20 protein-coding genes are annotated in these 26654 nt (G+C 39.6%); 7 read left to right on the top strand and 13 right to left on the bottom strand.

Translation table 11 applies throughout. From position 1 onward, the window contains the following. The 8 genes from D7Z94_RS24435 to D7Z94_RS24400 all read right to left on the bottom strand — a co-directional run bounded on the left by D7Z94_RS24435 (nucleotide 1) and on the right by D7Z94_RS24400 (nucleotide 9814). A complete protein-coding gene (locus D7Z94_RS24435; RefSeq protein WP_147415993.1) occupies nucleotides 1-399 on the bottom strand; it encodes a hypothetical protein in 399 nt (132 codons plus the stop codon). A 64-nt stretch (nucleotides 400-463) separates the two neighbouring features. Further along, nucleotides 464-1609, bottom strand: coding sequence for an N-acetyl-alpha-D-glucosaminyl L-malate synthase BshA (gene bshA, locus D7Z94_RS24430; RefSeq protein WP_120714271.1), 1146 nt, complete (start codon nucleotides 1607-1609; stop codon nucleotides 464-466). A gap of 117 nt (nucleotides 1610-1726) precedes the next feature. Beyond that, nucleotides 1727-4639: a glycoside hydrolase family 3 N-terminal domain-containing protein gene (locus D7Z94_RS24425; RefSeq protein WP_120714270.1), complete on the bottom strand. Its 2913-nt coding sequence runs from the start codon at nucleotides 4637-4639 to the stop codon at nucleotides 1727-1729. A gap of 110 nt (nucleotides 4640-4749) precedes the next feature. Further along, nucleotides 4750-5232 (bottom strand): ABC transporter ATPase, encoded by a 483-nt coding sequence (locus tag D7Z94_RS24420; protein WP_120714269.1) that lies wholly within the window; start codon nucleotides 5230-5232, stop codon nucleotides 4750-4752. Nucleotides 5233-5307: 75 nt separating this feature from the next. Continuing rightward, complete coding sequence (locus D7Z94_RS24415; protein WP_120714268.1) at nucleotides 5308-6099, bottom strand: (Fe-S)-binding protein; 792 nt, start codon at nucleotides 6097-6099, stop codon at nucleotides 5308-5310. Nucleotide 6100: 1 nt separating this feature from the next. Continuing rightward, nucleotides 6101-7432, bottom strand: a complete 1332-nt coding sequence (locus D7Z94_RS24410; RefSeq protein WP_120714267.1) for a (Fe-S)-binding protein — start codon at nucleotides 7430-7432, stop codon at nucleotides 6101-6103. Continuing rightward, nucleotides 7433-8401, bottom strand: a complete 969-nt coding sequence (locus D7Z94_RS24405; RefSeq protein WP_120714266.1) for an MlaD family protein — start codon at nucleotides 8399-8401, stop codon at nucleotides 7433-7435. Nucleotides 8402-8455: 54 nt separating this feature from the next. After that, on the bottom strand, nucleotides 8456-9814 hold the full coding sequence (locus D7Z94_RS24400; RefSeq protein WP_120714265.1) for an N-acetylmuramoyl-L-alanine amidase family protein: 1359 nt from the start codon (nucleotides 9812-9814) through the stop codon (nucleotides 8456-8458). Between the two features lie 91 nt (nucleotides 9815-9905). On the opposite strand from D7Z94_RS24400, the gene D7Z94_RS24395 reads away from it, so the two are divergent. Then, nucleotides 9906-12674, top strand: a complete 2769-nt coding sequence (locus D7Z94_RS24395; RefSeq protein WP_245967301.1) for a putative LPS assembly protein LptD — start codon at nucleotides 9906-9908, stop codon at nucleotides 12672-12674. Nucleotides 12675-12711: 37 nt separating this feature from the next. Then, nucleotides 12712-13092 carry a RidA family protein gene (locus D7Z94_RS24390; RefSeq protein WP_120714264.1) on the top strand — a complete coding sequence of 127 codons (381 nt, stop codon included), beginning with the start codon at nucleotides 12712-12714 and terminating at the stop codon, nucleotides 13090-13092. Here D7Z94_RS24390 and D7Z94_RS24385 read toward each other — a convergent pair. The 4 genes from D7Z94_RS24385 to D7Z94_RS24370 form a co-directional block, all read right to left on the bottom strand. After that, on the bottom strand, nucleotides 13085-13936 hold the full coding sequence (locus D7Z94_RS24385; RefSeq protein WP_120714387.1) for an N-acetylglucosamine kinase: 852 nt from the start codon (nucleotides 13934-13936) through the stop codon (nucleotides 13085-13087). The two genes, D7Z94_RS24390 and D7Z94_RS24385, sit on opposite strands and share 8 nt — an antisense overlap. A gap of 80 nt (nucleotides 13937-14016) precedes the next feature. After that, nucleotides 14017-15018, bottom strand: a complete 1002-nt coding sequence (gap, locus tag D7Z94_RS24380) for a type I glyceraldehyde-3-phosphate dehydrogenase (RefSeq protein WP_120714263.1) — start codon at nucleotides 15016-15018, stop codon at nucleotides 14017-14019. A 23-nt stretch (nucleotides 15019-15041) separates the two neighbouring features. Then, on the bottom strand, nucleotides 15042-16028 hold the full coding sequence (gene pfkA / locus D7Z94_RS24375) for a 6-phosphofructokinase (protein ID WP_120714262.1): 987 nt from the start codon (nucleotides 16026-16028) through the stop codon (nucleotides 15042-15044). Nucleotides 16029-16184: 156 nt separating this feature from the next. Continuing rightward, nucleotides 16185-20591, bottom strand: a complete 4407-nt coding sequence (locus tag D7Z94_RS24370) for a translocation/assembly module TamB domain-containing protein (RefSeq protein WP_245967300.1) — start codon at nucleotides 20589-20591, stop codon at nucleotides 16185-16187. A gap of 108 nt (nucleotides 20592-20699) precedes the next feature. Here D7Z94_RS24370 and tsaD point away from each other — a divergent pair, with 108 nt between their 5' ends. Continuing rightward, nucleotides 20700-21722 (top strand): tRNA (adenosine(37)-N6)-threonylcarbamoyltransferase complex transferase subunit TsaD, encoded by a 1023-nt coding sequence (tsaD, locus tag D7Z94_RS24365; RefSeq protein ID WP_120714261.1) that lies wholly within the window; start codon nucleotides 20700-20702, stop codon nucleotides 21720-21722. Between the two features lie 110 nt (nucleotides 21723-21832). Then, nucleotides 21833-22540, top strand: a complete 708-nt coding sequence (locus D7Z94_RS24360; protein WP_120714260.1) for a 16S rRNA (uracil(1498)-N(3))-methyltransferase — start codon at nucleotides 21833-21835, stop codon at nucleotides 22538-22540. A gap of 69 nt (nucleotides 22541-22609) precedes the next feature. Here D7Z94_RS24360 and D7Z94_RS24355 read toward each other — a convergent pair whose 3' ends face one another. Then, on the bottom strand, nucleotides 22610-23392 hold the full coding sequence (locus tag D7Z94_RS24355) for a DUF1223 domain-containing protein (RefSeq protein ID WP_120714259.1): 783 nt from the start codon (nucleotides 23390-23392) through the stop codon (nucleotides 22610-22612). Nucleotides 23393-23438: 46 nt separating this feature from the next. Between D7Z94_RS24355 and D7Z94_RS24350 the strand changes: the two genes are divergently transcribed. The 3 genes from D7Z94_RS24350 (at nucleotide 23439) to D7Z94_RS24340 (ending at nucleotide 26458) form a co-directional block, all read left to right on the top strand. After that, entirely contained in the window at nucleotides 23439-24089 is a 651-nt protein-coding gene (locus tag D7Z94_RS24350) for a DUF4159 domain-containing protein (RefSeq protein ID WP_120714258.1), read from the top strand. 79 nt (nucleotides 24090-24168) lie between these two features. Then, a complete protein-coding gene (locus D7Z94_RS24345; RefSeq protein ID WP_120714257.1) occupies nucleotides 24169-25269 on the top strand; it encodes an AI-2E family transporter in 1101 nt (366 codons plus the stop codon). Nucleotides 25270-25276: 7 nt separating this feature from the next. Further along, nucleotides 25277-26458, top strand: a complete 1182-nt coding sequence (locus tag D7Z94_RS24340) for a THUMP-like domain-containing protein (RefSeq protein WP_120714256.1) — start codon at nucleotides 25277-25279, stop codon at nucleotides 26456-26458. Nucleotides 26459-26654: the final 196 nt, after the last annotated feature.

Genomic DNA, 26654 nt, shown 5'->3' with positions numbered 1-26654 from the left:
TCATCGATTTTTTTGGAAGATAATCTTCTTTTGGGTAAAAGGTATTTTGTAAATGCTAAATGGACTTATGATAGCATCGGAAACGGTCTTTTTTGGTTTCTCCTCCAAATAGGAAGTTATAACAATTTCTTCTTCCGTTATATCCGTAATGGACAGTTTGGGTAGAATTTGCTGACCTTTTTCTCCAGCGCAATAAATTAGGACTGTCTCCTTTGAGAAATCAATTATAGGTATTGGAAGCCCGGGTTTTCTGATTCTATTTACCTTTAAAAAAAACTGGTGCAGTTCTTTGGCAGTAGAGATAACAAGTGTTTCCTCAGTAGACAAACCACTATAATCATCATGTAACAATAAGGTCAGTTCTTCTTTTAGATGCGTTCCTTCTACATTTTTATCCAATGTTTTTTTAGGTCCGTTACAAGAAAGGAAAAGGATTAAAGTAGTAATATAAATACTACTGATCCTACATAAAAGAATTCTTATATCTGCTTTTATAGGCTTTTTCATAGATGGCCTCATAGAGGGGCAATACCTTTAGAATATCGAACTTGAGTGCCGCATTATATGCATTTTGTTTAAATTCTTCCAACCTTCTTTCATCTTCAAGGATTTTTATGGCATTCTTTGCCATATCCTCAACATCGCCCACATCACTTAAAAAACCGGTAATGCCATGCTTATTTACTTCAGGAATTCCTCCGGTATTACTGGAAATTATAGCTACCTTGTTTATCATCGCTTCCAAAGCGGCCAAACCAAAGCTCTCCGATTTTGAAGGTAAAAGGAAAAGGTCCGAAAAACAAAGAATTCTGTCTATTTCATGGCTATTACCCAAAAAGATTACCTTTTCACTTAATCCGAGGCGATCACAGAGCAGTTCGGCATTCTCTTTTTCGGGCCCCTCTCCTACCATAATCAACTTCGCCGGTATTTCCTGCTGGATCCTATGAAAAATATGGATGACGTCAGGGATATGCTTTACCTTTCTAAAGTTACTGATATGAGTAATGATTTTCTCATCATCCTTGGCCATCAATGATCTTTGGCAATCCTTAAAAGAAACACTGTACTTGGTTTTATCAATAAAGTTGGGAACCACCTCTATTTCCTTCCGAATATTGAAAAATTTGAGCGTACGTTGCTTTAGATTTTCAGAAACCGAAGTAACCACATCGGATTGGTTAATACTAAAAGTTACCGCTGGTTTGTAAAATGGATGATTGCCTACCAGTGTGATATCCGTTCCGTGCAAGGTGGTAATCATAGGAATAAAAATACCCTCCTCTTCCAACATCTTTTTTGCCATATATCCAGCATAGGCATGGGGAATGGCGTAATGTACATGCAATAACTCTATACCATAGAGTTTTATGGTATCCACCAACTTACTGGATAGGGCCAATTCATATGGTTGGTAATGAAATAAAGGATATTCTGGAACATGAACTTCATGAAAGTGTATTCTATTGCCCAATAGCTCCAAGCGTACCGGTTGTCTATAGGTGACAAAATGTACTTCATGACCCCTTTCGGCCAAGGCTATTCCCAATTCCGTGGCTACAACACCACTACCCCCAAAAGTGGGGTAACATACTATAGCGATTTTCATTTTTCAAATGTAACGAAAACGAAATTGTCGGTTTGTATGACAATCAGTAATTAAGGAAAGTTTATGAGTTTGGAAATCGCCAATAGGTTGACGTGGCAGGTGGATTATAGGCTGCTATTAATCGATGATTGCATCATAAATGGCGCGCTGAATTCTTGTTCTAAGTCCAGATTTCACCAAAAGCGTATTGGAAGCGGTGGGGTAGGTTCTATTGGATAAAAACACATATACGATTTCTTCCTCGGGATCTGCCCATGTATATGTTCCCGTAAAACCACTATGGCCAAAGCTTTTTCTGGAAACGCATCCGCAGGTAGGCCCCTTCTCCTTTAATTGGGGTTTGTCAAAGCCCACTCCCCTACGGACGTCCTTATCACAAAAATAACATGTATTGAATTTTTTGACCGTCCTGGAGTCCAAAAACCTAGTTCCCCCATAAAATCCATCTTGCAAATACATCTGCATTATCTTGGCAACGTCATTGGCATTGCTAAAAAGTCCCGCATGCCCCCCAACACCACCTTGCATGGCGGCTCCCATATCATGGACATATCCATGTACAATTTCATACCGAAAATATTTATCCACTTCCGAAGGCACAACCTTATTTCTAGGGAATTTATCCAAGGGATTAAAACTGGTATTGAAAGCTCCTATAGGTTTATACAAAAAATCATTGGCCAGTTTGTCCAATGGAGTTCGGTAGGTTTCTTCTATATACTTTTTCATTACAAAGTAGGCAACATCACTATAGCGATATCTATTGGACTTTAGTCTCTGTCTACCTATCCTATTATAAATGGAATCCTGATAGGCATCGGTTAAATAAAGATTGTCCGAAACCTTAAAGGAAAAACCTTCGGAGGGCTCATTTCTATAAAAATCCTTGGAAGGCTTTCTATTCTTATCTAAGGTACTCACATAAAATGCTATCCAGGCTGGAAGTCGACCATAATGTGATAAAGCTTTTAAAACAGTTACATTCTTCAGCTCGGTATCCGAATATTCGGGTACTAGCTCTTGAAAGGTATTATTCAAAGTAATATCGCCCTTTTCCTCCATTTTCATCACCAATGGCAAAGTAGCCAATATTTTGGTGATTGAGGCCAAATCATAAATATGGTCAGGTGTTATCTTTTCTGTGGATTTATATGTTGGTTTTCCAAACCCCTCGTTGTAAATAACCTTTCCTTTTCTTGCTATCAAAACTTGAGCACCGGGATACATCAAAGAATCCAGGCCATCATTTACCAATCTATCCACTTCGGTCAATTTTGTGGAACTCATACCGACACTCTCGGGTAAACTATAGCCTAAGCGTTTCAACGACTCAAGTTGCACAGAGGTATTCATAGGAAAGTCCGGATGCGCCGTTACAGGCAAAACTCCTTTTGCGGGAATGGCACCAAAAATAAGCTGTGCCGTTTTTCTTTGGGCCTGGTCACTGTTCTGGTAGGCAACCACTACCCCATCAATACTCTTAAAGGATGCAACATCCATCAAGGCATAAGGCTTGGCAAAAACGGACAAAATTGTATTTGAAGTTCGTTGTTTTGCTATTTCCGATAACCACAAGAGTTCGTTTTTTGAAAATTTATAGGGCTTCCACGGACTACTATTATTCTTATGGTAACCAATGATAACCAAATTATAGTTTGAAAGTTCTCTTTTTAAGGTTACAATATCCTTGCCGTTAACCTGTGTAACCTTGGCATATTTATTTAGTTCTTCCACAAAAGAATAGCTGTTGGCATCACCAAATTTGACGTAGGCTATCTTTTTATTTTCCAATTTCTTGATGCCCATAAGTTGAAAATTGTTCTTGACTACGGTAATGGCATTTTCAATAGCTTCGTCATAGACCAGGTCATCCTCTAGGGAATTCAGGTCTTTATAAAGGTTCTGTACCTGTACAGGTTTATAGTCGCTTAGTCCTACTTTATATTTGGCCATCAGGATTTTTTTGACGGATGCTGAAAGTCGTTTTTCAGTAATCCGGCCCCTTTCATACGCTGCCAAAAGCTTCTCTTTGGCCTTATTAATATTACCGGGCATCAATAATATATCGTTCCCCGCCAAAAATGCGGCCAATTCCACATCCCCTTCCTCGCGTTTATCGGTTACTCCTTTCATATTCAGCGCGTCAGTAAAAACTAATCCGTCAAATCCCATTTCTTCCTTTAGAAGGCCGGATATAATCTGTTCTGACAATGATGATGGGAGGTTTTCCTTTATTTCCAAGGCGGGAACATTCAAATGGGCCACCATTACACTACTTAAACCTTCATCTATCAATTTTTGAAAGGGATACAGCTCAACGCTGTCCAATCTTTGTCTAGTGACATTAATTACGGGCAAGGCATGGTGTGAGTCGGTTGCCGTATCTCCATGTCCAGGAAAATGTTTGCCACTGGAAAGTACGCCGGCGCGGTGCATACCTTTCATAAACATTATACCCTTTTGGGCCACGTTATCCCTATCCTCCCCAAAAGAGCGATTGCCAATAATTGGATTTTGTGGGTCTATGTTTACATCAATATCAGGTGCAAAGTTTATATGAACTCCCAAACGTTTGGCGTGCAGCCCTATCCGATAGCCTACCTTTTCCAAAATAGTACTGTCCTTAATGGCGCCCAAGGTCATATTCCAGGGAAAGGCGTAGGTAGAATCCAATCGCATTGACAAACCCCATTCCGCATCCATACCAACCAACAAGGGGAGTTTGGAAATAGCTTGGTATTCGTTGGTGAGCTTGGCCTGCCTTTGAGGGCCTCCGGTAGAAAAAATAACCCCACCAATTCCGTGTTCCTTTATAAGGTCCTTTAATTTATCGGTGCTTCCTTTATCTTGGCTGGAAGCAACACTTATCATAAACAATTGACCGATCTTTTCCTCTAAAGTCATTGCGCTATACCGTTCATTGACCCAAGAAGATTGCGCCAAACTATCTTCTGTCATCAACGGATTTTCCTGTGCCTCAATGCCTAAAACAATAAGAAACAACAAAGAAACGGTTAAGGAGAATCGCATATAAAAGTATCTAGGGGAAACAACTAAAAATCCAAATGATTATTGCACTTTATCGATTTAATGGAAAATAAGCGTTTTAAGCTGGCCATAACCTTTATACCAACCCGTAATCACATAAATCGGGAATGCCAGCTTTCCGATGCCGGTACTTCCCAATGTTCTTTGTACTCTGCTTTATTGGTCACCAAATTATTGAAAACAATGGTTCTTTCGGACACGGCCTTCTGCTTAGCCATTTTTTTAAAATCTGTCAAGGGTTTATAGGCAACATATTCCCCTTGTTTGTAGGACACGTTCATTTTGTCCAATAACACTACATCATACTTTTTTTCCAGGTGTTGGATAAAATGAACGGACGCATCTATGGAACAACCTGAAGCGGCATTCTGGGCCTGATCCAGACCGATTACAATAAATCTGTTATAGGGAATCTCGTAGCCCGCATTTAATTCACCGCCGTGGGCGGTCCAATTTTGGATAAAATCGTCCAATTCGCGCTGTAAACTATCTAACTCTTCTTGATTAAAACTCCTATTGGCTTGATATATCCAGATTCTAGATGTATCCGGCAAATCGTCAAAATGCACTAACATTTTTAGTTGAATTACAAATTAAAAAAATAAACTTCAAAGATTGAATCGCAAAACAATTCTGGTCAAATTAAATGGTCATAATTCCTCCGCATTGGCAATTAACTCAGCTATATCCTGTACGGTTATAATCGCTTCCTTTTCCTTATTCTTAATGCCATCCGTCATCATGGTATTGCAAAAAGGACAAGCGGCAGCGATAATATCCGGTTTTGTTTCCAAGGCTTGTTCTGTTCGCTCAATATTCACATCCTTATCCCCCCTTTCCGGTTCCTTAAACATTTGTGCCCCTCCGGCACCGCAACATAATCCCTTTTTTTTGCAATTCTTCATTTCCACCAATTCGGCATCCAGCTTTTTTATCAAATCCCTAGGGGCTTCATAAACATTGTTGGCCCTACCCAAATAACATGGGTCGTGATATGTAATTCGTTTTCCTTTGAATTTACCACCTTCAAGGGTAATTTTGCCTTCCTCTACCAGCTGCCCTAAAAATTGGGTATGGTGCATTACCTCATATTTCCCTCCAAGGTCGGGATACTCATTCCTCATGGTATTAAAACAATGCGGGCAAGCCGTAACCACTTTTTTAATTTCGTAGGCATTGAGTACCTCAATATTGGAGACCGCCTGCATTTGAAACAAAAACTCGTTACCCGCCCTTTTCGCGGGATCTCCGGAGCAGCTTTCCTCGGTACCCAAAACCGCAAAGGAAACTTTGGCCCTATTGAGAATCTTTACAAATGCTTTGGTGATTCTTTTGGCCCGGTCGTCAAAACTTCCGGCACAGCCCACCCAAAACAGGACTTCAGGCTGTTGTCCCGCTGCGGACAGCTCGGCCATGGTGGGTACTTTTAGTTCACTTTCCATATTAATTCTCTTTTGCCCAATTAAGCCTATCCATTTGGTTAAATGGCCAAGGAGCTCCGTTGTTCTCTATATTGCCCATCATATTGTTCAGCTCGGAAGGTGCTGCGGATTGTTCCATCACCAGATATTGGCGCATATCCATAATAATGGATAAAGGATCTATACTTACGGGACAGGCCTCGACACATGCGTTGCAGGAAGTACAGGCCCAAAGTTCTTCTCGGGTAATATAATCATCCAACAGTTGCTTTCCGTCATCCTTGAATATCCCTTTATTAATATCCAGATTATTTCCCACCTCTTCCAATCTATCACGAGTATCCATCATGATTTTTCTTGGCGATAACTTTTTCCCGGTTTGATTGGCAGGGCATTCGTTGGTACAGCGGCCACATTCAGTACAGGTGTAGGCATTCAACAACTGTACCCAAGTTAAGTCCTTTACATCGGATGCACCAAACTTAGAGACTTCCTCCCCATTTTCAGCTTCGGGAGTAGCAGTATAAGGGTCTGCCGATGGATCCATCATCAACCTTACCTCCCGAGTAACGGACTCCAAATTATTGAACTTACCCTTTGGCCCTAATTTGCCAAAATAGGTGTTGGGAAAAGCCAATAGGATATGAAGATGTTTTGAATAATACAGATAATTCAAAAAGAAAAGGATACCTAAAATATGAAGCCACCAAGCCGAACGTTCAACTAAAATCAATGAAGGTATGGACATGCCATTAAAAAAAGGTGCTAAAAATTGACTTATAGGAAATGCCCCTGCCTTTGTATAATGGGTGGCATCCATCTGCTGCAGTTGATAATCTGCTCCGTTCATGGTTAAAAAAAGTACCATAAGAATCAATTCGATGTATAGAATCCAATTGGCATCGGTCTTTGGCCATCCTTTCATTTCTGGTTTTATAAAACGCCCCAAACGAATAAGGTTTCTTCGTACCCAAAAGATGATTACAGCAATAATGACCAACAAGGCAAATATTTCAAAAGAGGCAATAAGGAAGTTGTAAGCAGATCCCAATGGCGAAAAAACACGATGGGTCCCCAAAATACCATCAATAATGATTTCCAGTACTTCTATATTGATAATTATAAATCCTAGATAAACGATGATATGAAGCAATCCCGAAATTGGCCTGACCACCATTTTGGTCTGCCCCAATGCTATCTTGAACATATTTCTCCATCGGATTGAAGTATTGTCCGTTACATCAACCTTTTTGCCCAATTTTATGTTCCGGGCCAATTTCTTCACATTTCGGATAAAAAATCCAATACCTGCCATCAAGGCAGCTACAAATAAAATGTTGGGAAGATATTGCATTTATTGTTCATCTGTTTTCTCAGCGGGATCATCCTCTGGAACGGTATATTCCTTTTGCTTTTTACCGAATACGGAAACATTTACGTAACGTTTGGGATTCAATCGGAAATCCTGTAAGAGCAAATCCAATTCCCTTGAGGCATTGCTCAAGTTATTATACAGCTCTTCGTTGTTCATAAGTTTGCCCAAGGTCCCATCACCTTGATCTATTTTGGACATTACCCGGTTTAAACTGGCCATTGTGGATTCCAGATTGGCCAAGGTTCTGCCTAAACCTGCATTATTCAGGGAATCTGAAAGCTTTGAAAAATTATGGGTAAGTTCCTTGAAATTGGTCAACGAGCTATCCAGCTTACCTTCGTTGTTTTTCAGTAACTTATTCAATACCTCAGCACTACCTTGAAGGCTACTTACCAAACCGCTCAAACCATGGATGGCATCCCTTAAGTCACCCCTTGCCCTATTATCCAGTACATCATTGACATTAACCAGCAAAGAATCCGCATCTGTAACCGCAGATTCGAATTTCTTGAACAATGGGGTAAGTTTTTGTTGTGCCAACTCCGTTAGCCCTGGTCTGGTTTTCGTGGATAGTGTATCATATTTGGAAACCATTGGGGCACCATCAAATATCGGATTTATTTGCAATCCCTTGCCACCTATGATGCCGGTATCATAGAGTTCTACCGAACTATTTTTTGAGAATCCAAAATCACTTTTGACCGAGAAAGTGACCAATAATCTGCCTGAATCATCATTAAATCGAATATCATTAACAGTCCCAACATTATACCCATTAATGGAAACTGGAGTTCCAGGTTGTAGCCCGCCCACATTGTCATAAACGGCATAAAGCGTTATATTATCATCAAAAAGAGGGGTTGATTTTAAGTAACTAAATCCCAAAACGAACAACAGGATTCCGCCAATAACAATGATTCCTGTCTTAATTTCCCTAGATAACTTCAAGAGGATGGTTTTTCTATTGCTAACAAAATTAGAAATAAATTTTTAAGACCGGTGCTATTCGGAAACGTATTTTAAAGCCTCAGGAAGGGAAATGCGTTTTCCATCCTTATAAGCTACGATAAAGGATGTGGTGTACCCTTTTAAATCCGCATTGCGTTTTAACATTCCAGCTTCCCGGTACGAACTGGTGCTACCATAGAAATACCTAAAAAGATTGTTGTAAGGTTCCTTGGAAATCCGACTTAAACCTTTGAAATTATCAGATGTAGGGCTTAAATCCTTGGAACTGGCGAGCAATTGAATCTTAAATATAATATTGGCAGAAGGTTTAGGAGAAAGCTCTTTATTTTTTATAGGTGGAGCCGTTTCCTTGTTTTCAATAGCTTTGCTAGTTTGTTCTGGAGTTTCTTTCTTCGCAATGTCAATAACCTTATGAGCATCTTTTGGTGTTGTGGATGATGGATTGTCTTTTTTTTCAGCTTCGGCAACTTTTTCTACTTCATCCAATGTAGGGTCTGGTTGTTTTTTATTTGGCTCCTCGGTTTTGGTCTGAACTGTTTTCTCTGAAATTATGGTCTCATCCTTCGGCAACGGCACTTCCGGTGTAGCTTGTATAGGAACGTTCGCTGTATTGGCCTGAACGCCGTTCTTATATTTTAAGATGGCTTCCGCAATGGCAGTGCCCATTTCCGTTTGCCCTTTTTGAGAATTTAAATATGCTCCCTCGGATCTATTGGTAAGAAACCCGGTCTCTACTAAAACACTGGGCATAAATGTCTGATGAAGTACTATGAATCCTGCTTGTTTTACCTTTCTGTCGTTTCTTTTCAACTTCTCGGAAAATTTATCTTGCATTATTTTGGCAAGCATGATACTTTGATCTAGAAATTCTTCCTGCATAATGGTCAATCCGATAATGGATTCCGGGGAGTTGATATCGTAGTCCGCATATCGGGTTTCATAATTGTCCTCCAAATAGATTACGGAATTCTCCTTTTTGGCAATTTCAAAGTTTTGTTTATTGGCATGCAGGCCAAGAACAAACGTACCGGCTCCGTGGGCGTCCGAAGAATGGGAATCACAATGAACGGATACGAAAAGATCGGCATTGGCCTTATTGGCGATCTCGCCCCGTACGAATAAATCAACAAACGTATCATCCTTGCGCGTATAAACCACCTTAATATCCGGGTTACTTTCCAGCATCTCACCCACCTTAAGGACAATTTTTAACGCAATATTTTTTTCCAAGTACCCATTTCCTAGATTTCCGGGATCGTGACCGCCGTGGCCTGCATCCAAAACAACAACAAAGGGATCGTTATTTGTTAATTCGGTATTATTTTTGTTGAAGGCGCTAAGAACTAGAACAGACAAGAAAAAAATGATAGGAAAAAACCGTTTTAAATTCATAATATAACAGCGTTTTAATGCTCCCTACTTGGTTAAATTTATGGTAATACGCTATAAGGGGAACAAAAAATATATGTAAGTTTGATCTCCAATGCCAACGCTAGGGGAAAGCCAAACCTTTACAAAAATAGGATATATAGCCTTGCAATCAAATAAACATTTTCTTTTCCTATTGCTGCTTTTGGTTGGTTCAATTTGGGTAAACGCCCAAGAAGACCAAATAATTCCATTACCCATAAAGGCGCAGAAGGATACCATAATTGCTCCCCTATTTCCAATTACTGCACTACGTGATAGCATTCCCAACGATTCCACCCAAACCGACTCCCTCAACAGAAAGGAATCAATTTTACTGGATAAGATTAAATACAAGGCCAAGGATTATGTGAAATTGAGCCAAAAAGACCAAAAAATATATTTGTACAACGAAGCTGAAATCTATTATCAGGATACGGAATTAAAGGCAGGCATAATTATCTTGGACTATATAAAAAATGAGGTATACGCCGGTCGTATCAAGGATTCCTTGGGCAACTACACACAAATTCCTTTCTTTAAGCAGGGAAACAATGAAGTAATACCGGACTCCATCCGATTTAATTTTGATACCCAAAAGGCATTGATATGGAATTCACGTACGGAGCAACAGGCAGGTTTAGGGCAGTTGGGGAGCGATGCCATGAAGGTCTATGCGGACATTACCAAAAAGGAAAATGACTCCGTTTACTTTTTGCATGAAGGTAAGTTGACCACATCCAAGGACACCATAGACCCCGATTATTACATTCGAGTTAGAAAGGCCAAATTTGTACCCAAAAAAAAGGTAATTGCAGGGTTTAGCAATCTGTATATAGCAGATGTGCCCACGCCTATCGCATTGCCCTTTGCCTATTTTCCCCTTACCGTTGGGCGTACTGCAGGATTAATAATGCCCACCTTTGGAAATGATCCGGATCGCGGGTATTTTCTTCAAGGAGGAGGGTATTATTTTCCCATAAGTGACTATCTGGACCTGACCCTTACAGGTGACTTTTACACCAATGGAAGCTATGGGTTTAGGGGGCAATCTGCATATTCCAAACGCTATAGATACCAAGGAAACATTAACTTTAGGTATGAAAACCTGGTTACCAGCCAAAGGGGATTCAGTGACTATAGTAGGACAACAATTTATAATATCCAGATGCGTCATTCCCAAGATGCCAAGGCCAATCCCAATTCACGGTTTTCCGCGTCGGTCAACTTGGGCAGTAGTACCTATTTTCAAAATTCCTTATTGCAACAAAACCTACCCAATACCCAAAACAATAGCCTTAATTCATCCATTTCATATTCCAAGACATTTCCTGAATATCCTATGGTAAATATGAGTGTTACTGTGAACCATAGCCAAAATACCAGTGCCAACGCTCCTGAGAACAACATTCAAATGACGCTGCCCACTTTCCAAGCCAGTTTAGAACGAATATTTCCCTTTGCCAAACGTGACGGAATAAAAAAGGGTATCATCCAGAATGTAAATTTTCAGTATGACGTTAATGCGCGTAACAGTTTAACCACCAATGATGATGATTTTTTAACCGGTAGAATGTTCGACAATGCCAGGGTCGGAGCCCGGCATCGGATTCCCATTAGTACTAACTTTAAAGTGGCCAAGTTTTTTAGTGTCAGCGTTGGAGGTAACTACGAGGATGTGTGGACCCTTGAAACCTTTAACCAGCGTTTTGATGCGGAGGAGAATCAGGTGGTACGAGATACAATCAGTGGCTTTGACCGCTACAACACCTATAATTTTAGTGCAAGTATTGGTACAACGCTTTATGGAACCTTCAACTTTGGTGAAGACAAAAAAATACAGGCTATACGCCATGTTATGAGACCTTCCTTAAGCTATGGATTCGCTCCATCTTTTGATCAATTTTATGACGAGTATATCGATGGAGACGGGGAAGTAGTGCAATTCAGTCGGTTTCAAGGAACTTTAAATGGGGCGCCAAGTTTAGGCAAATCCAACAGCATAGGGTTTTCCCTGGCCAACGTTTTTGAAGCCAAGGTAAGGGACAAGGATTCTACCGCTACGGAACCCAAAAAGATTCCTTTGCTGAGTAATTTAAACTTATCCACAGGCTACAATTTTGAGGCTGATTCGTTACGGTTAAGTCCTTTGAGTATCAATGGTGGTACCAATATCCTGGATAATAAGATGGCCATCAATTTCTCGGCAGGTCTAGATCCCTATGCCATAGATAATAATGGACGTCGCATAAACACCTTTAACATAAATAATGGCGGCAGTTTGTTTAGATTGACCAGGGCAAACGTTAACGTTGGGTATTCCATTGATAGCAAAACTTTTGGTAAAAAGGAGGATGAAGAAGGCGAAGAAGAGGATGAAAATCCTTACGATTATGTTGCCCAGAGCGGCGGCCGGGACGATGACCTTTTTGGACGTGCGGACCGATTTAATGAACCTCCCAGAGGAGGCGATGATCGGGATTCCGAAGACGTGGAAAATCCAATTTATGGTACTAAAATTCCTTGGAATTTTAGGTTAGCCTATTCTGCCACTTATAGTAACAATCAAAGGCAAAACGAGTTTAGTAGCCATTCCCTTATGTTTTCCGGGGATATTGAGCTTTCCCCTAGATGGAAGGTTGGGGGTTCCTCAGGATATGATTTTAAAAACAAAGGGTTTACGCTTACCCAGCTCCGTTTCGAACGGGATCTAAAAAGTTTCGTTCTCCGTTTTAACTGGACACCCTTTGGAAATTTTGAACGCTGGTATTTCTTTATAGGGATTAAAAGCTCCATACTCAGTGACTTAAAATGGGAAAACAGAAGTCAGCCACCCAGAAGATAAAGCGAATTCCATTTAAATACCTTTAAATCAAAAAGTTATGAAAAAAATCATAAATACTTCCGAGGCACCTGCACCAATTGGTCCGTATAATCAAGCAATATTAAGTGGTGACACTTTGTATATTTCAGGACAAATTCCCATCGATCCCAGTACCGGAGAATTGGTTGAAGGTAATATCACAAAGGAAACCCATCAATCTATGAAGAATCTAAATGCGATTTTGGATGAGGCTGGAATGACTTTTGAAAACGTGGTGAAGACCACCATTTTTTTAAAGGACATGCACCAATTCCATGAAGTAAATGCAGTATACGGATCTTACTTTAATGCCGATACTGCTCCTGCCCGTGAAACTGTAGAAGTAGCCAACCTTCCCAAGTTTGTGAACGTTGAGATTTCTATGGTAGCGGTTAGATAGTTTGCTTGTGAAATTCAACAAGTCCATCAATGGGACGTTGCCGAATAACACCCAATACCAAGTCGTTTCTTTCGACCACCGCTTGGAGTTCATCCTTTAGGTAGTGGGCAATACTGCCTACAAAATGGACAGGAACCTTAGTAGCAAGTTCAAATTGCATCACATGGTTATTGATAAACTGTTGGAACCCTTTGTCAATTACACCTTTACAATAGGGATGGTCTTTATTCTCGACTAAAAACCGCGCAAAAGTGGCCAAATAGGTGTTGGGATTGGGCTGCTTATACAAATTTTCCTTAATGACATCCGCATCCAGGTTGTACTCCGTAGAAAACTTCATGGCCAAATCTTGGGGCATTTTATGATAGTAATAATCCCGTATCAATTTTCTGCCAAAAAAATTACCGCTTCCATCATCCATTGGGATGTAACCAAGGGAAACTACTTTTTGAAACATTTGGTGCCCATCATAATAGCTACAATTGGATCCCGTACCTAAAATGCATACAATGCCCTGATGCCCTACTTGGGTAGTGGAATAGATTGCGGCAAAAGTATCCTCCCTAACCTCGGCCTTGGCCTTTGGAAAAAAGGCTTTAAAAATTTTCTTTAGAAACCGTCTCATTCGCTCGGTTCCGCATCCTGCTCCATAAAAAAAGAGTTGCTTAACCTTGTTGCTGTTCTTGGAGAGCTCGAAATTATTAGCCAGTCTGTCCTCTATTACCTCGCGTGTCAAAACCTCGGGACTAAGTCCTAAAGTCTGTGTAAAAAATACCTGTTCACCCTTATCGTCCAAAGCTATCCAATCTGCTTTGGTCGCCCCACTATCAACTATTACTACCATATATTTCCTTTTAAAAAAAGAATCCTGAAAATACACAAAAAACGGTATATTTTCAGGAAAACTTTTTTTGCATCAAAAACTTAAAGACTGTGAACGTATTCAGCCAAATCTATCAATTTATTGGAATACCCAGCTTCATTATCGTACCATGAAACCAGCTTGAAGAATTTAGAATTCAATTCAATTCCCGCACCTGCATCAAAAATACTGGTACGCGCATCACCGACAAAATCTTGGGAAACCACCGCTTCATCGGTATATCCTAGAATTCCTTTGAGCTCTCCATCGGCAGCAGCTTTAAATGCTTTCTTTATTTCCTCGTAGGAAGTCTCCTTTTCCAACCGTGCGGTTAAATCGACTACGGACACATCAGCGGTAGGTACCCTAAAGGCCATTCCCGTCAACTTACCTTGCAATTCAGGTATTACCTTGGTGACTGCCTTGGCAGCTCCGGTAGAAGCAGGTATGATATTCAACAAAGCACTTCTACCTCCTCGATAATCCTTTTTGGATGGACCATCAACAGTCATTTGCGTAGCCGTTGTGGCATGGACAGTGGTCATGAGCGCTTCCTCTATCCCAAAATTATCATTCAAGACTTTTGCCAACGGTGCCAAACAGTTGGTCGTACAGGAAGCATTGGACACGATGGTATCAGATGCTTTTACGTCTTTATGATTTACCCCCATTACAAACATTGGGGCATCTTTGGAAGGTGCTGAAATAACTACTTTTTTAGCTCCACCATCAATGTGATATTGGGCGGTTTCCAAAGTTGTGAAAATACCTGTACATTCTGCCACGATATCTGCCCCTACTTCATCCCACTTCAAATTTTTGGGATCCCTTTCCGCAGTAATTCGAACGGTTTTGCCATTGACTACCAAGTTACCGTCCTTTATCTCTACGGTTCCATCGAATCTTCCGTGTACGGAATCATATTCCAATAAATAGGCCAGGTGTTCCACATCTAAAAGATCATTTATGGCCACCACATCAACATTGTCCCTTTTTACGGTTGATCGGAAAACCAACCTCCCTATTCTACCAAATCCGTTAATTCCTATTTTCAAGTTTGACATTTTATCTGTTTTTAGATTAAAAATTACGTTGTCATTATTTCGGAAACCCGAATGAGTTCCTTGTCTATTTTTGTATGCCCTTTTATTGCCTTGTTTATCGGTGTCAGAATAAGTCTATTGTCCTGTACACCCACCATAAGACTTGTTTTGCCTTCCAGTAAGGATTCCACTGCCTTAACCCCCATTCTACTTGCCAATACCCTATCATAACAGGACGGTGGTCCTCCACGTTGCATATGACCTAATACTGACACCCTTACGTCATAAATCGGTAGATGTTCCTCTACATACTCCTTGAGTTCAAATACATTTTTCCCGGTTTTATCTCCTTCGGCAACTATAACTATACTGGAGGATTTACCGGATTCCTTGCTTCGCTTCAAAGACTCCAAGAGACGATCTAAACCCAAGTTTTCTTCAGGGATCAAAATTTCCTCGGCACCTGCACCCACTCCAGCATTTAAGGCAATATGCCCGACATCCCTTCCCATTACTTCGACAAAAAAGAGACGATTGTGGGAACTGGCCGTATCCCGTATTTTATCTATGGCTTCTACAACAGTATTAAGGGCTGTATCAAAACCTAAAGTAAAGGTGGTGCCGAAAATATCATTATCTATGGTACCGGGAATCCCGATGACCGGAAAATCAAATTCTTGATTGAAAATCATGGCTCCGGTAAAACTACCATCGCCACCAATAACAACAAAAGCATCGATTCCTTCAGCCCTAAGTTGTTCATAGGCTTTTTTTCTACCTTCCTCGGTCCGAAATGGTTCGCACCTGGCAGATTTTAAAATGGTACCCCCCTTGTTGATGATGTTGTTTACACTACGGGCATCCATGGGTTTAAAATCACCCTCGATCATCCCTTCATAACCCCTATAGATACCCACACAGTCTACCTTCAAGAAAGCACAAGTACGTACCACCGACCGAATAGCTGCATTCATTCCCGGTGAATCCCCACCTGAGGTAAAAACACCGATTTTCTTTATTTCGGAAACCATCGAAAATTTTAAGCTAGCAAAATTAGCAAACTTATTTCAATTTAGGAATTGTTGAAGTCCTTAATTTAGGCAATATAACCAGCTCTATCGTTTTCGTAGACCCTTGATATTTCCTATGCTTAAAATATAACATAAGGGGTTTTTCCTTTAAGGTATTTAACGACGTCCTTTTGTCTTTGGGTAGAATCTCAGTAAGCTATCTTTTCCCATCACTGAACTGGGCAATTCTTCGGTCTGGGGAAATCTATCTTCTTGCGTTTCCGTTTTGCCCACCACTCTTCTAAAGAGCTCTTTAAAACTATTGAAATCTACTTCATACGAAAGACCCGCACCTTGCGTATAGCCTTGTCTTTGCGCAAAAAATTCTTGGATCTCATTCTCCCTGTTAAAGAATTTGGCACTTAGGGTACCTTCTTCATTAAGCAACAATTGGATTTCAAAATCTCCGGCAACCACTGTTTCACTGGCTCCACCTACAGGCACCCCTACCCTGCCATTGAACAATATTCTATCGCTTATCTGGGTAGAAACCGTTACGCCTATTCTATTCTCCGTTTGTACATCCGCATTTCTATCCAAAACTCCTTGCTCATAGGAAAGTCCTAAATTAAATTTATCGTTTTCACCTCCCAGTACCTGATTTAATAGTCCCGAGGCAGATTGTAATAAATTGCCCGTTACTGCCTGCCTATTTATCCCGCTTTGGTCGCTAACAAAAGAGCCTTGGGCCAATAAAAACAGAGCGTTTCTTTCTTCTACGGTAGGGTCCTGCAATCGATATTCCAATTCCGATTGGACTATGGTATTGGTCCCAGGGAACTCTACATTAAACTCAATATCCGGACTTTCCAGTTCTCCTGTCAATTTGGTAACCACCTGTGTAGGAATACGTCTTGTGTATCCCGGATCATCCAATAACGGGGCAGGATTGGCATTTAAGGAATATACCGCTTCAAGTTGTAATTGCGCTTCTAAAGGTTCCCTGTCCCATATGATGGTTCCACCTGGCCTAACCGTAAAGGTTTTGTCTATTATACCGCCAAACCGATAGTTGTATTCCCCGGTTACCACTACAAAATCCCCGAACATTTCAAATTTTCCCCGGGTATTGATACGTATCAATAAAATACCTTCTCCGGTTCCTTTAAGTGAACTTCCTGTTTTACGGTCGGTTACAATTTCAACCTCAGCATCTGGGGTAACAACAAGATCAAACTCGAGCTCCAATCCTTCAAAGTCCTCCAAAATACGTTGTTCCTCTATAGTTTTTATACTGTTCCGTTCTATAAAATTTATAAAGGAGTAATCTCCCACGGAAGCCACATCGCTCAGCGGTATTTTAAGGGAAGTGCCCCTTGCCGTTTCCGCATCTACTTTAATGGTCAGGGCATTGGTAGGGCCAAAAATTCTACCCTGTCCATTTATAAAACCAGTGCCATAGTAGAGTACTTCTTCCTCAAATGCCGTATCCAAAATCAAAAAACGATTATTGTTGGTATCAATATCCAAGTCTAAAAACCAATCCTCAAAGTATCTGTGGGTAATAGTGCCATCCAAAACCGCTTTTGTTCTTTTTGAGACATCGGTAATCCTGATTTGGTCAAAATCAAAAGTCTGGTCTCGTAAGTCTACCCGGGAGTTGGGAGCAAAGCTATAGTCTACGTTTAGGTAGGGAATGGCCAAACCTGCGTTATCCAATGTTAAAATACCACTGAATTCCGGATTGTCCACAGGCCCCCTTATTCTAGCACTACCACTTAAATCGCCTCTGATATTGGTGATGACATCCTCTCCCAACGGGCTAAAGGGTTCCAGATCTAACTCATTGAAGTTTACCAAAAGATTGGCCTGGGGAATCTCCCCATCATTTTTGATGTTACCGACAACTCCCATTTTCTCCACGCCCTTATCCGTAATCTGGGAATTGACTACAAAGTCTGTCAAATCCCTATTGCCAACTATCCCTATGGTAAGGTCTCCCATTCTCATATCATTAATAGCAAAATCGGCGATGGCCAAATTGGAAGAAGGCAAATAGACATCGTCCTTTTGTAGTACATTTAACGTTCCATTTACTTCCCCTTGAAGTTTTAGGCTATCTATTGAAGGGGTGATTTTATTAAGGGAGACAATTTTAAATTGAAGTTCCAGATCCTTATAGGTAGAATCCGCCAACTGGCCTTTAAGACGTATTTGCTCCTGCTCTTCGTTGTTCATAACGATTTCCTCGATCCAAATACTATCCAAGGTCCTATTGAGAATAACTTTGTTTTGTCGATTTCCTTCCTTATTTAAAATCCATTGGTTCCCCTTGAAACTTACGTCCGATGTCTTAAGGCCAATGACAGATTTGTTCTCTTGATTGAATGTGTGATAAAAATTTAGGTTATAACTATCATCAAATTCACTTCCTCCTTTAAATTCCGTACGGAAAAATAGGGTGTCCTTTAAAGTCGTATTGATAAGGCTGAAATCCTTTACATCATAATAACTTGTTGAAAGATCGGCTACCGAGACGTAGGTATTGAACAAAGGATTCTTGTTATCGATCTTTATATCAATACTATCGGCCACATTCCCATATGCCTGTATTTTGGGTGATTTGAAGTTCAACTTAAAGTCTCCTTTATCAGCAATTATATTCCCTCTAATAAATGTATTTGGATCAAATTGGACTTCAGGGAAAAAAACATCTACTATTTTGTTGTATATCTTAAAATTAAAGGACATAGTCTGCCCTTCTGAAATTTCAAAAGGCCGATAATTGGTATAAATGCTTCCTAAGGAATTCTGTACCAATTTACCCAGTTCGTTGACCTTGAAATTACCTTTCATATAACCCGTAATAATGTCCGGCGAGTTTATATCGATTACTCTAGTGGAGTCATTTTCAAAGGTAGATGAGACCTTAAAATCATCAAAATAATAGGTGTCGTTCTTATTTTGAAAAATGGTCTGGGTAAACTTGATATCACCCACTAAATTGTCCAAGGTGTTCCCGGTAACGTCCATATTTACGTTGCCCTTAAAGATTGATATACTATCATTTATGAAGTTCAACTTTTTAAGGTCTGCATGGTCCACGGAGGCAATAAAATTAAAATTGTTACTGTCTTCTCCAAAATCCGCCAACCCCTTGAAGTTGAATTGCAGGTTCTCATCATTGCTTACCAAGCTACCATCGAACAATTGCTCCTTTAAAATTCCAGAGACCTTAATGTCTTTGTAATCATAATTGTTGAAATTCACAGAGTAGACCTGTCCAATTACTTCCGTGTTTATATCCTGGACAAAGCCCTGTCCTTCCACATTAAAATCCAACGTTGTCTTGCCCAACCTTTTATTATCTAAAAAGTCTCCCAAATCAAAATCAATTAGGGATACAAAACCCTCGTAGGCGGCATTATCAATGTTGTTTACATTGGTCAATTCCAAGTCTGTATAGCTACTTCCAATAGCCGTATTAATGTTTACTTTGGCATCGATAGAAGTTTCGGTGATATCGGCATCCCCGCGAATCGTAAATTGCCCGAGTTTTTGAAATAAGGAAGGTATTGATTTGCCCAAAATATTGGGCATTAACGATCGGAGTTCATAATAGCTGGTTGTAACGTTCTTCATATTTGCCGACATGGAAAAAGGCTCCGACTTACTAAAAAGGTTCTTAAAATTGAAATCTCCACGAATGCCCGTATTATCAGATTGCAGGAAGAGCTGTTCCGCGTTCAGGTTGTTTAGAACCCCACTTATGGAAGAGGAAAAAACAACCTCTTTTTCTTTTCCAAATTGATCGTACAAATGGTTTATTTCGTTAAAGGCAACTTTGGTGTCCTGAAAGTTCGCCACAACTTTTACTTTATCCGTAAAATCGGCGAAATCCTTTCTATCATAGTTAAACACCAAGTTCCCCTTTAAATCGGAGCCGGGGGTCTTTATTCTAAGGGAGTCAAATCGCATTTGCTGTTTGGTATATTTAAAGACTGTGGCCAATTTTTCCACTTCCAAATCCCTCTTGCTCTTAAAGGAAAGCTCCTGTACTTCCGTAGAAACTTCAGGACCGAGAATTTGAAAATCGGAAGCCGATATATTCAAATCCCTAAAATCAAGGATATTCTCCGTTTCTCTATTTTCATCTATAAGTCTAAAATTACTTTGGGAAATTTCTACATCGGAGGAAGAGAAAAAAAACGGTGGAGTTCCAGGTTCTCTCGGTTTGCCGTCATCCAGTTTATCAATAAAAACTTCCAAGTTGGTGTTTTTACTTTCCTTATAAGTCTTTAGCTTAAAATTCAATCGTTCAATATCAATTTCTCCAAATTCCAACTTTCCGTTGGCCAAATTTCTAATGCTCAATATTGATGTAGTAAGTTCATCGATGAAAAATAGGGTGTCTTTTTTATAGTCTTCAACATAAACATTCTCCAGTGAGGTATCCCATGAGATTAGGGAAACCCTAAGCCGGTCAATATTAATATGAGTCCCAAATTCATTATTTATAGTAGTTGTGGCGTACTTGGCAAAACGGGTTTGAACTACGGGCAAGGAAAGGATTATGGTACCCAAAATGCATATTAAAAGGAACACTAAGAGAGTTCTTATCAGTATTTTCCTTAGTTTTTTGATAGGGCTTTATGTTTTACCTTTGTATATCCAATTTTTGTTCCAAACCGGGTGGAAAACAAAACTATTTATATTCTAGCCATTGAATCTTCTTGTGACGATACCTCGGCAGCAGTATTACTGAACAAAAAAGTGCTCAGCAATGTAGTGGCCACCCAAAAAATACATCAGGAATACGGGGGCGTCGTTCCTGAACTTGCCTCGCGGGCACACCAGCAAAACATTGTTCCCGTTGTGCACCAAGCATTAATGAGAGCAAATATCGATAAAAAACTACTATCGGCCATAGCATTTACACGCGGACCTGGACTATTGGGATCATTATTGGTCGGTACGTCCTTCGCCAAGTCCTTAGCTTTAGGATTACAAATTCCCCTTGTTGAAGTAAACCATATGCAGGCCCACATTTTGGCTCATTTTATAGACGGGCAAGATTACCGGGGCCCGAGCTTTCCATTTTTAGCATTGACCCTAAGTGGTGGGCATACCCAAATTGTTCTGGTCAAGGATTATCTTAAAATGGAAATTTTGGGCGAGACTTTGGATGATGCCGTTGGTGAAGCTTTTGATAAAAGCGCAAAAATATTGGGCCTGCCCTACCCCGGAGGTCCTTTGATCGATATATATGCCCAATTGGGGAACCCTAAGGCCTTTCCTTTTCCCAAACCCAGGGTAGCCGGACTTAATTTTAGCTTTAGTGGGTTAAAAACCAGTATTTTATATTTTGTCCAAAAGGAGGTAAAAGCAAATCCGAATTTTGTATTGGAAAATCGAAATGATATTTGCGCTTCCATACAACATACTATTGTTCGTATTCTAATGGATAAAATAAAAGAGGCCGTTAAACAAACGGGTGTGAAACATGTTGCGATAGGTGGAGGTGTTTCGGCTAATTCGGGCATACGAGCTGCCTTGAAATCTGCGGAAAAAAAGTACGGTTGGCATGTATATTTGCCTAAACTGGAGTATTGTACGGACAATGCCGCAATGATCGGGATAACCGGATATTTCAAGTTTATGCAAAACCAACTTACAGATCAAAATATATCCGCTAAAGCGAGATACAAAATATAAATTTGAAGGTAATTCATTTAAAGTCCTGAAAATCCATCATTTTCAATACTATTAACCAGAACTTTTTATGAACAAGACATCGAGTTTCCAATAACCTTATCTTAGACATTATGCAACTTTTTTATAATCCAACTTTGGACAATAGCATTTCCCAGTTTGTCTTCAGCCCTGAAGAGAGTCGCCATATAATTAAAGTACTTCGGAAAAAGGAAGGCGACCTTTTAAAAATCACCAATGGTAGAGGTTATTTGTTCCAGGCCAAAATACTAACTGCGGACATAAAAAAGTGCAAGGCAGAAATTGTTTCTACGACCAAAACGCATCCCAAAATGCACTCCTTGCACATGGCTGTTGCACCAACCAAAAATATAGATCGATTTGAATGGTTTTTGGAGAAAGCCACTGAAATTGGGGTAGATCAAATTACACCGATTATCTGTGAGCGCTCTGAGCGAAAAGTGATCAAGCGAGAACGATTGGAAAGAATAATCCTTTCTGCTATGAAGCAATCTTTACAGACGTATCTTCCAAAACTAAACGATGCTATTTCCTATCAGAGTTTCATTGAAAATACTCCTCAGGGCCTCCTTTTTATAGCACATTGCGAAAAGGGTGAAAAAATGGATCTAAAAAGAAGAGTAGCCCCGGATAAGGACATCTCCATTTTAATAGGCCCGGAAGGGGACTTTTCTCCTTCTGAAATCAAACAAGCCGGCGAAAAAGGTTTTTGGCCCGTTTCCTTGGGAAAGAATCGTCTACGTACCGAAACCGCTGCCTTAGTGGCCTGTACCATAGTTGCTACAATTAACAACGGCTAGCAATAAAAAGCCCCGCATGGATATATATGGTTCTCCTCACGAGGCTTTAGAAACAAACAACATCTTAGTTCATAAAACAGTGCTTTTAACGGCCCCTGTTATTTTATAATTTACATCTTGCAAGAGCAATATCAAGTACTTTTTTTCATTTGGCTTAACGATTTTAGGAAAAAGTAAAACTCCCTTCCCTTTTGATTCCGAAGGTTTTATCATCTTTTCAGCAACAACGATATTGCTGTTTTTTAGGGTCCTGTTTCTATTTTCACCCCTTCTGACCTCTGTTTGGCGCTGGTCCAACACAAGTAATGCCCTAAGTTCTTTATCCTGTAAACTGCCATAAATCTCGTACTCAAAAGAAACCCCTCGCCCATCATTATCAATTTTGGACAGTCCAATTTTATTCTCTGCTTTTTGCTCTTTGTAGGCGCTGATCTTGTTGTACAACAAATTAGTGTTCGACCCTACTATGTGTTCCTTTCCATTGATAACCAGCTGAGGGGTATAGTTACTCCTATTACGAAATTGGATATTGTAATCTCTTTGCTTTTTTGCATACTCAGGCTTGCTAAAGGGATCTTCCCAACCTATATAATTCCAATAGTCCACATGATAGGAAAGGGCATACACCTCATCCGCATATTCTCTTTTAACCTTGTCCAAAAGCACGTCGGCAGGCGGACAGCTAGAACACCCTTGAGATGTAAACAATTCCAAAACCACAACCGGCTTAAAGGTCTCTTTCGTAACTAAAGAGTTATCAGAAATTGTATTTTCAACAGAATTGGTCTTTGTAAAGGCCGCAAAAACAAGGCTACCCAAAACTAATATCGACAACAAGATTTTTTTCAACATGGATTATACTTAAATTTGATGCAATTGAGTTTTAGTTCGATAGTTCATGAAGTTACTTACACCGTTATTATCTACTTTTTTGCTTTTCATGGTATTTCCATTGACAGGGCAAGAGATTGCAATCCTCAAGTATAGTGGTGGTGGGGACTGGTACTCCAATCCAACCGCTTTGCCCAATCTTATTCGTTTTTGCAATGAAAACATAGGAATGGCCATTAATGAAAAACCGGCGACCGTAGATGCAGGTAGTAGTAATATTTTCCAATACCCTTTTTTACATATGACAGGGCATGGTAATGTAGTTTTTTCTGAGGAGGATGCCCAGAATTTAAGAGCGTACCTATTGTCCGGAGGGTTTTTACACATTGATGACAATTACGGAATGGAACCCTATCTTAGAAAAGAATTGGACAAAGTTTTTCCGAATAAGAAGTTGGAGGAGTTGGGCAAAGATCATCCAATTTTTGTGCAAGAATATGATTTTCCTGAAGGACTCCCAAAAATACATGAACATGATAGAAAACGACCGCAAGCCTTGGGTATTTTCAATGAAAATAGGCTTGTTCTTTTGTTCACTTTTGAAAGTGATCTTGGAGATGGCTGGGAAGATCCCGCCGTGCATAACGACCCCGAGGAGGTCCGTCAAAAGGCACTTCGGATGGGAGCGAATATCGTTTCTTACGCATTCGGAAATTGATAATAATCCAATAGAGGTCCCTTATGTATGAAAGAAGTAATGTGACGAAGGGGAAGAATCCAGCAAAAATGATGGAAATATGAACTCGAAGACTATATCACAAGGTATCCTCAGGGCCATCGGTATCTTAACCGGTATTATACTGGTTCTATACTTTTTGTATAAAATACAATCCGTACTGATCTATTTGGCTTTTGCGGCGGTTATAGCTCTTATCGGCAGGCCTATTGTACTTTTCCTTAGAAGAAAGATCAAATTCCCGAACACCTTGGCCGTTATTCTGACAATGGTATTAATGATAGGTTTGTTGGGAGGTATTATAGCATTGTTTATTCCATTGATTACCGAACAGGGCAAAAACTTATCTTTGTTGGATATTGACCAATTGCAAAGTAATTTGAATTCTCTATACAAAGAAATCACACAATATTTTGGAGCTTCCCCGGAGGTCGTAACCGAAATTATAGAGGAGAGTGAACTGGAGAAAAACCTTTTGGAAGGCTTCGATATTGGTTTTATCCCCAATTTCCTAAATTCTTTTGTCGGTGTGCTCAGCACATTTAGTATAGGGTTGTTTTCCGTATTGTTTATTTCCTTTTTCTTTCTTAAGGATAGCAAGCTTTTCCAAAAGGGGTTATTGACCTTTGTCCCGGACGATAAGGAAAGTGGGATGGTAAAATCCATAGATAAAATAAACAATCTATTGTCCAGGTACTTTGTTGGGTTACTCCTGCAAATATTTATTCTTTTTGTCATTTATACTATTGTTCTGCTTATTGTAGGCATAGAAAATGCCATTGTAATTGCATTTTTATGTGCCCTTTTCAACATCATTCCCTACATAGGTCCTATTATTGGTGGAGTCATTATGATCCTTCTCACCATGACCAGTAATTTAGGTGCTGATTTCAGTACAGTGATACTACCCAAGGCGGGTTATGTATTAATTGGTCTGGTGATAGGACAGTTAATAGATAATTTTTTTTCCCAGCCTTTTATTTTTTCCAACAGTGTGAAATCCCATCCCTTGGAAATCTTTTTGATTATCATTATTGCCGGTCTTCTTTTTGGGGTAGTAGGTATGATTGTGGCGGTTCCTGGTTATACCGCTATCAAGGTAGTTTCAAAAGAGTTTTTATCAGAAAATAAGATTGTAAAATCCTTGACTGGTAATTTATAGTTATACTTTGAATAAAAATTTATTAAAGACTGGTATACAGGAATTTATTTCAGATAAAATCGATACTGACATTGTGTCATTTTTATTGAAAAGACCTTTTTTTGAAGAAGTTTCGAACAAAGAATTGGCACAACAGATAATTTCCAAAAAAAAATCAAAAACAAAGCTCCCTACCTGGTATAAAACACCCAAGATTTATTTCCCGGATAAGCTACATATTGAACAAGTTTCTTCGGAAACCACCGCTCGGTACAAAGCCAAAATTGTTAATGGAAAATCCCTTGTAGATGTTACCGGCGGATTCGGGGTAGACACCAATTTCTTCGCTCTTAAAATGGATGTTATTTATCATTGTGAAAAGAATAGGGATCTATCGAGAATAGCTACACATAATTTTAAGGTCCTTGGGAGAAAAAACATTGAAGTTATTTCAGGAGATGGATTGAGGTTTTTAAGAGAATCCAAATTAAAGTTTGATTGGATTTACTTAGATCCTTCCCGCAGGGATAATCAAAATAGCAAGGTGGTCTTTCTATCCGATTGTTCCCCCAATGTTACCAAGCATTTGGATTTACTTTTTCAAAAATCCAATAATATTATGATAAAGACCTCTCCAATTTTGGATCTATCGGTCGGAATCAAGGAGCTAAAGTTCGTAAGGGAAATTCATATTGTGAGCCTAAAAAACGAAGTAAAGGAATTATTGTGGGTATTACAGGCTAATTTCAACGGAGAAATCGTGGTGAAGACAGTCAACATTGCCAATGAACAAAAAGTAGATACGTTCAACTTTACACTTCAAGAAGAAAAAAGTGCCCTGCCAAACTCCGCCGAACCTCAAAATTTCCTTTATGAACCTAATTCGGCCATTTTAAAATCAGGGGCGTTTTCACTTTTGGCAGCACGGTATTCACTAAGTAAGCTCAATATTCATTCCCACTTATACACTTCAAATGAATTGAAAACCTTCCCTGGTCGTAAATTTAGGGTTGAAAAAGTATGGTCTTATTCAAAAAAAATCATGAAAATTGTTGGCATCAAAAAGGCAAACATCACCGTCCGCAATTTTCCTGAAAATGTGGATTCCCTCAGAAAACGATTTAAGATTCTGGAGGGAGGCGAAGAATACATATTCTTTACGACAGATGTAAATAACAAAAAAATTATAATTCACTGTAAAAAAGTGTAGTTTGATCAACGCATTTTTTCAAAGCAAATCCAAGCCTTTTTTCTTTCAAAATCATAAAAATCACATGGAGCTCACATTTGTAAAACTTTAGGAAAATTTAACGCTTTTTAAGTTAACAAACCCTAAAAATAATAGCCGACTCCAACGTTGTAGGCTCGTATTGCCTATAAAGATTTGAGAGAAAATACCTAACAAA

Source organism: Ulvibacterium marinum (assembly GCF_003626755.1).
Taxonomy (GTDB): Bacteria; Bacteroidota; Bacteroidia; order Flavobacteriales; family Flavobacteriaceae; genus Ulvibacterium; species Ulvibacterium marinum.
The sequence above is the reverse complement of the archived record's forward strand: the minus strand, read 5'-3'. Positions and strand labels throughout refer to the sequence as shown.

Bases quoted from the DNA above. Each gene is read 5' to 3' on its own strand.
- D7Z94_RS24400 (WP_120714265.1), bottom strand. From the start codon at position 9,814: ATGAATTTAAAACGGTTTTTTCCTATCATTTTTTTCTTGTCTGTTCTA.
- D7Z94_RS24425 (WP_120714270.1), bottom strand. From the start codon at position 4,639: ATGCGATTCTCCTTAACCGTTTCTTTGTTGTTTCTTATTGTTTTAGGC.
- bshA (WP_120714271.1), bottom strand. From the start codon at position 1,609: ATGAAAATCGCTATAGTATGTTACCCCACTTTTGGGGGTAGTGGTGTT.
- D7Z94_RS24395 (WP_245967301.1), top strand. From the start codon at position 9,906: ATGCCAACGCTAGGGGAAAGCCAAACCTTTACAAAAATAGGATATATA.
- gap (WP_120714263.1), bottom strand. From the start codon at position 15,018: ATGTCAAACTTGAAAATAGGAATTAACGGATTTGGTAGAATAGGGAGG.
- D7Z94_RS24390 (WP_120714264.1), top strand. From the start codon at position 12,712: ATGAAAAAAATCATAAATACTTCCGAGGCACCTGCACCAATTGGTCCG.
- D7Z94_RS24385 (WP_120714387.1), bottom strand. From the start codon at position 13,936: ATGGTAGTAATAGTTGATAGTGGGGCGACCAAAGCAGATTGGATAGCT.
- D7Z94_RS24345 (WP_120714257.1), top strand. From the start codon at position 24,169: ATGAACTCGAAGACTATATCACAAGGTATCCTCAGGGCCATCGGTATC.
- D7Z94_RS24350 (WP_120714258.1), top strand. From the start codon at position 23,439: ATGAAGTTACTTACACCGTTATTATCTACTTTTTTGCTTTTCATGGTA.
- D7Z94_RS24360 (WP_120714260.1), top strand. From the start codon at position 21,833: ATGCAACTTTTTTATAATCCAACTTTGGACAATAGCATTTCCCAGTTT.
- D7Z94_RS24410 (WP_120714267.1), bottom strand. From the start codon at position 7,432: ATGCAATATCTTCCCAACATTTTATTTGTAGCTGCCTTGATGGCAGGT.
- D7Z94_RS24420 (WP_120714269.1), bottom strand. From the start codon at position 5,232: ATGTTAGTGCATTTTGACGATTTGCCGGATACATCTAGAATCTGGATA.
- pfkA (WP_120714262.1), bottom strand. From the start codon at position 16,028: ATGGTTTCCGAAATAAAGAAAATCGGTGTTTTTACCTCAGGTGGGGAT.
- D7Z94_RS24355 (WP_120714259.1), bottom strand. From the start codon at position 23,392: ATGTTGAAAAAAATCTTGTTGTCGATATTAGTTTTGGGTAGCCTTGTT.
- D7Z94_RS24415 (WP_120714268.1), bottom strand. From the start codon at position 6,099: ATGGAAAGTGAACTAAAAGTACCCACCATGGCCGAGCTGTCCGCAGCG.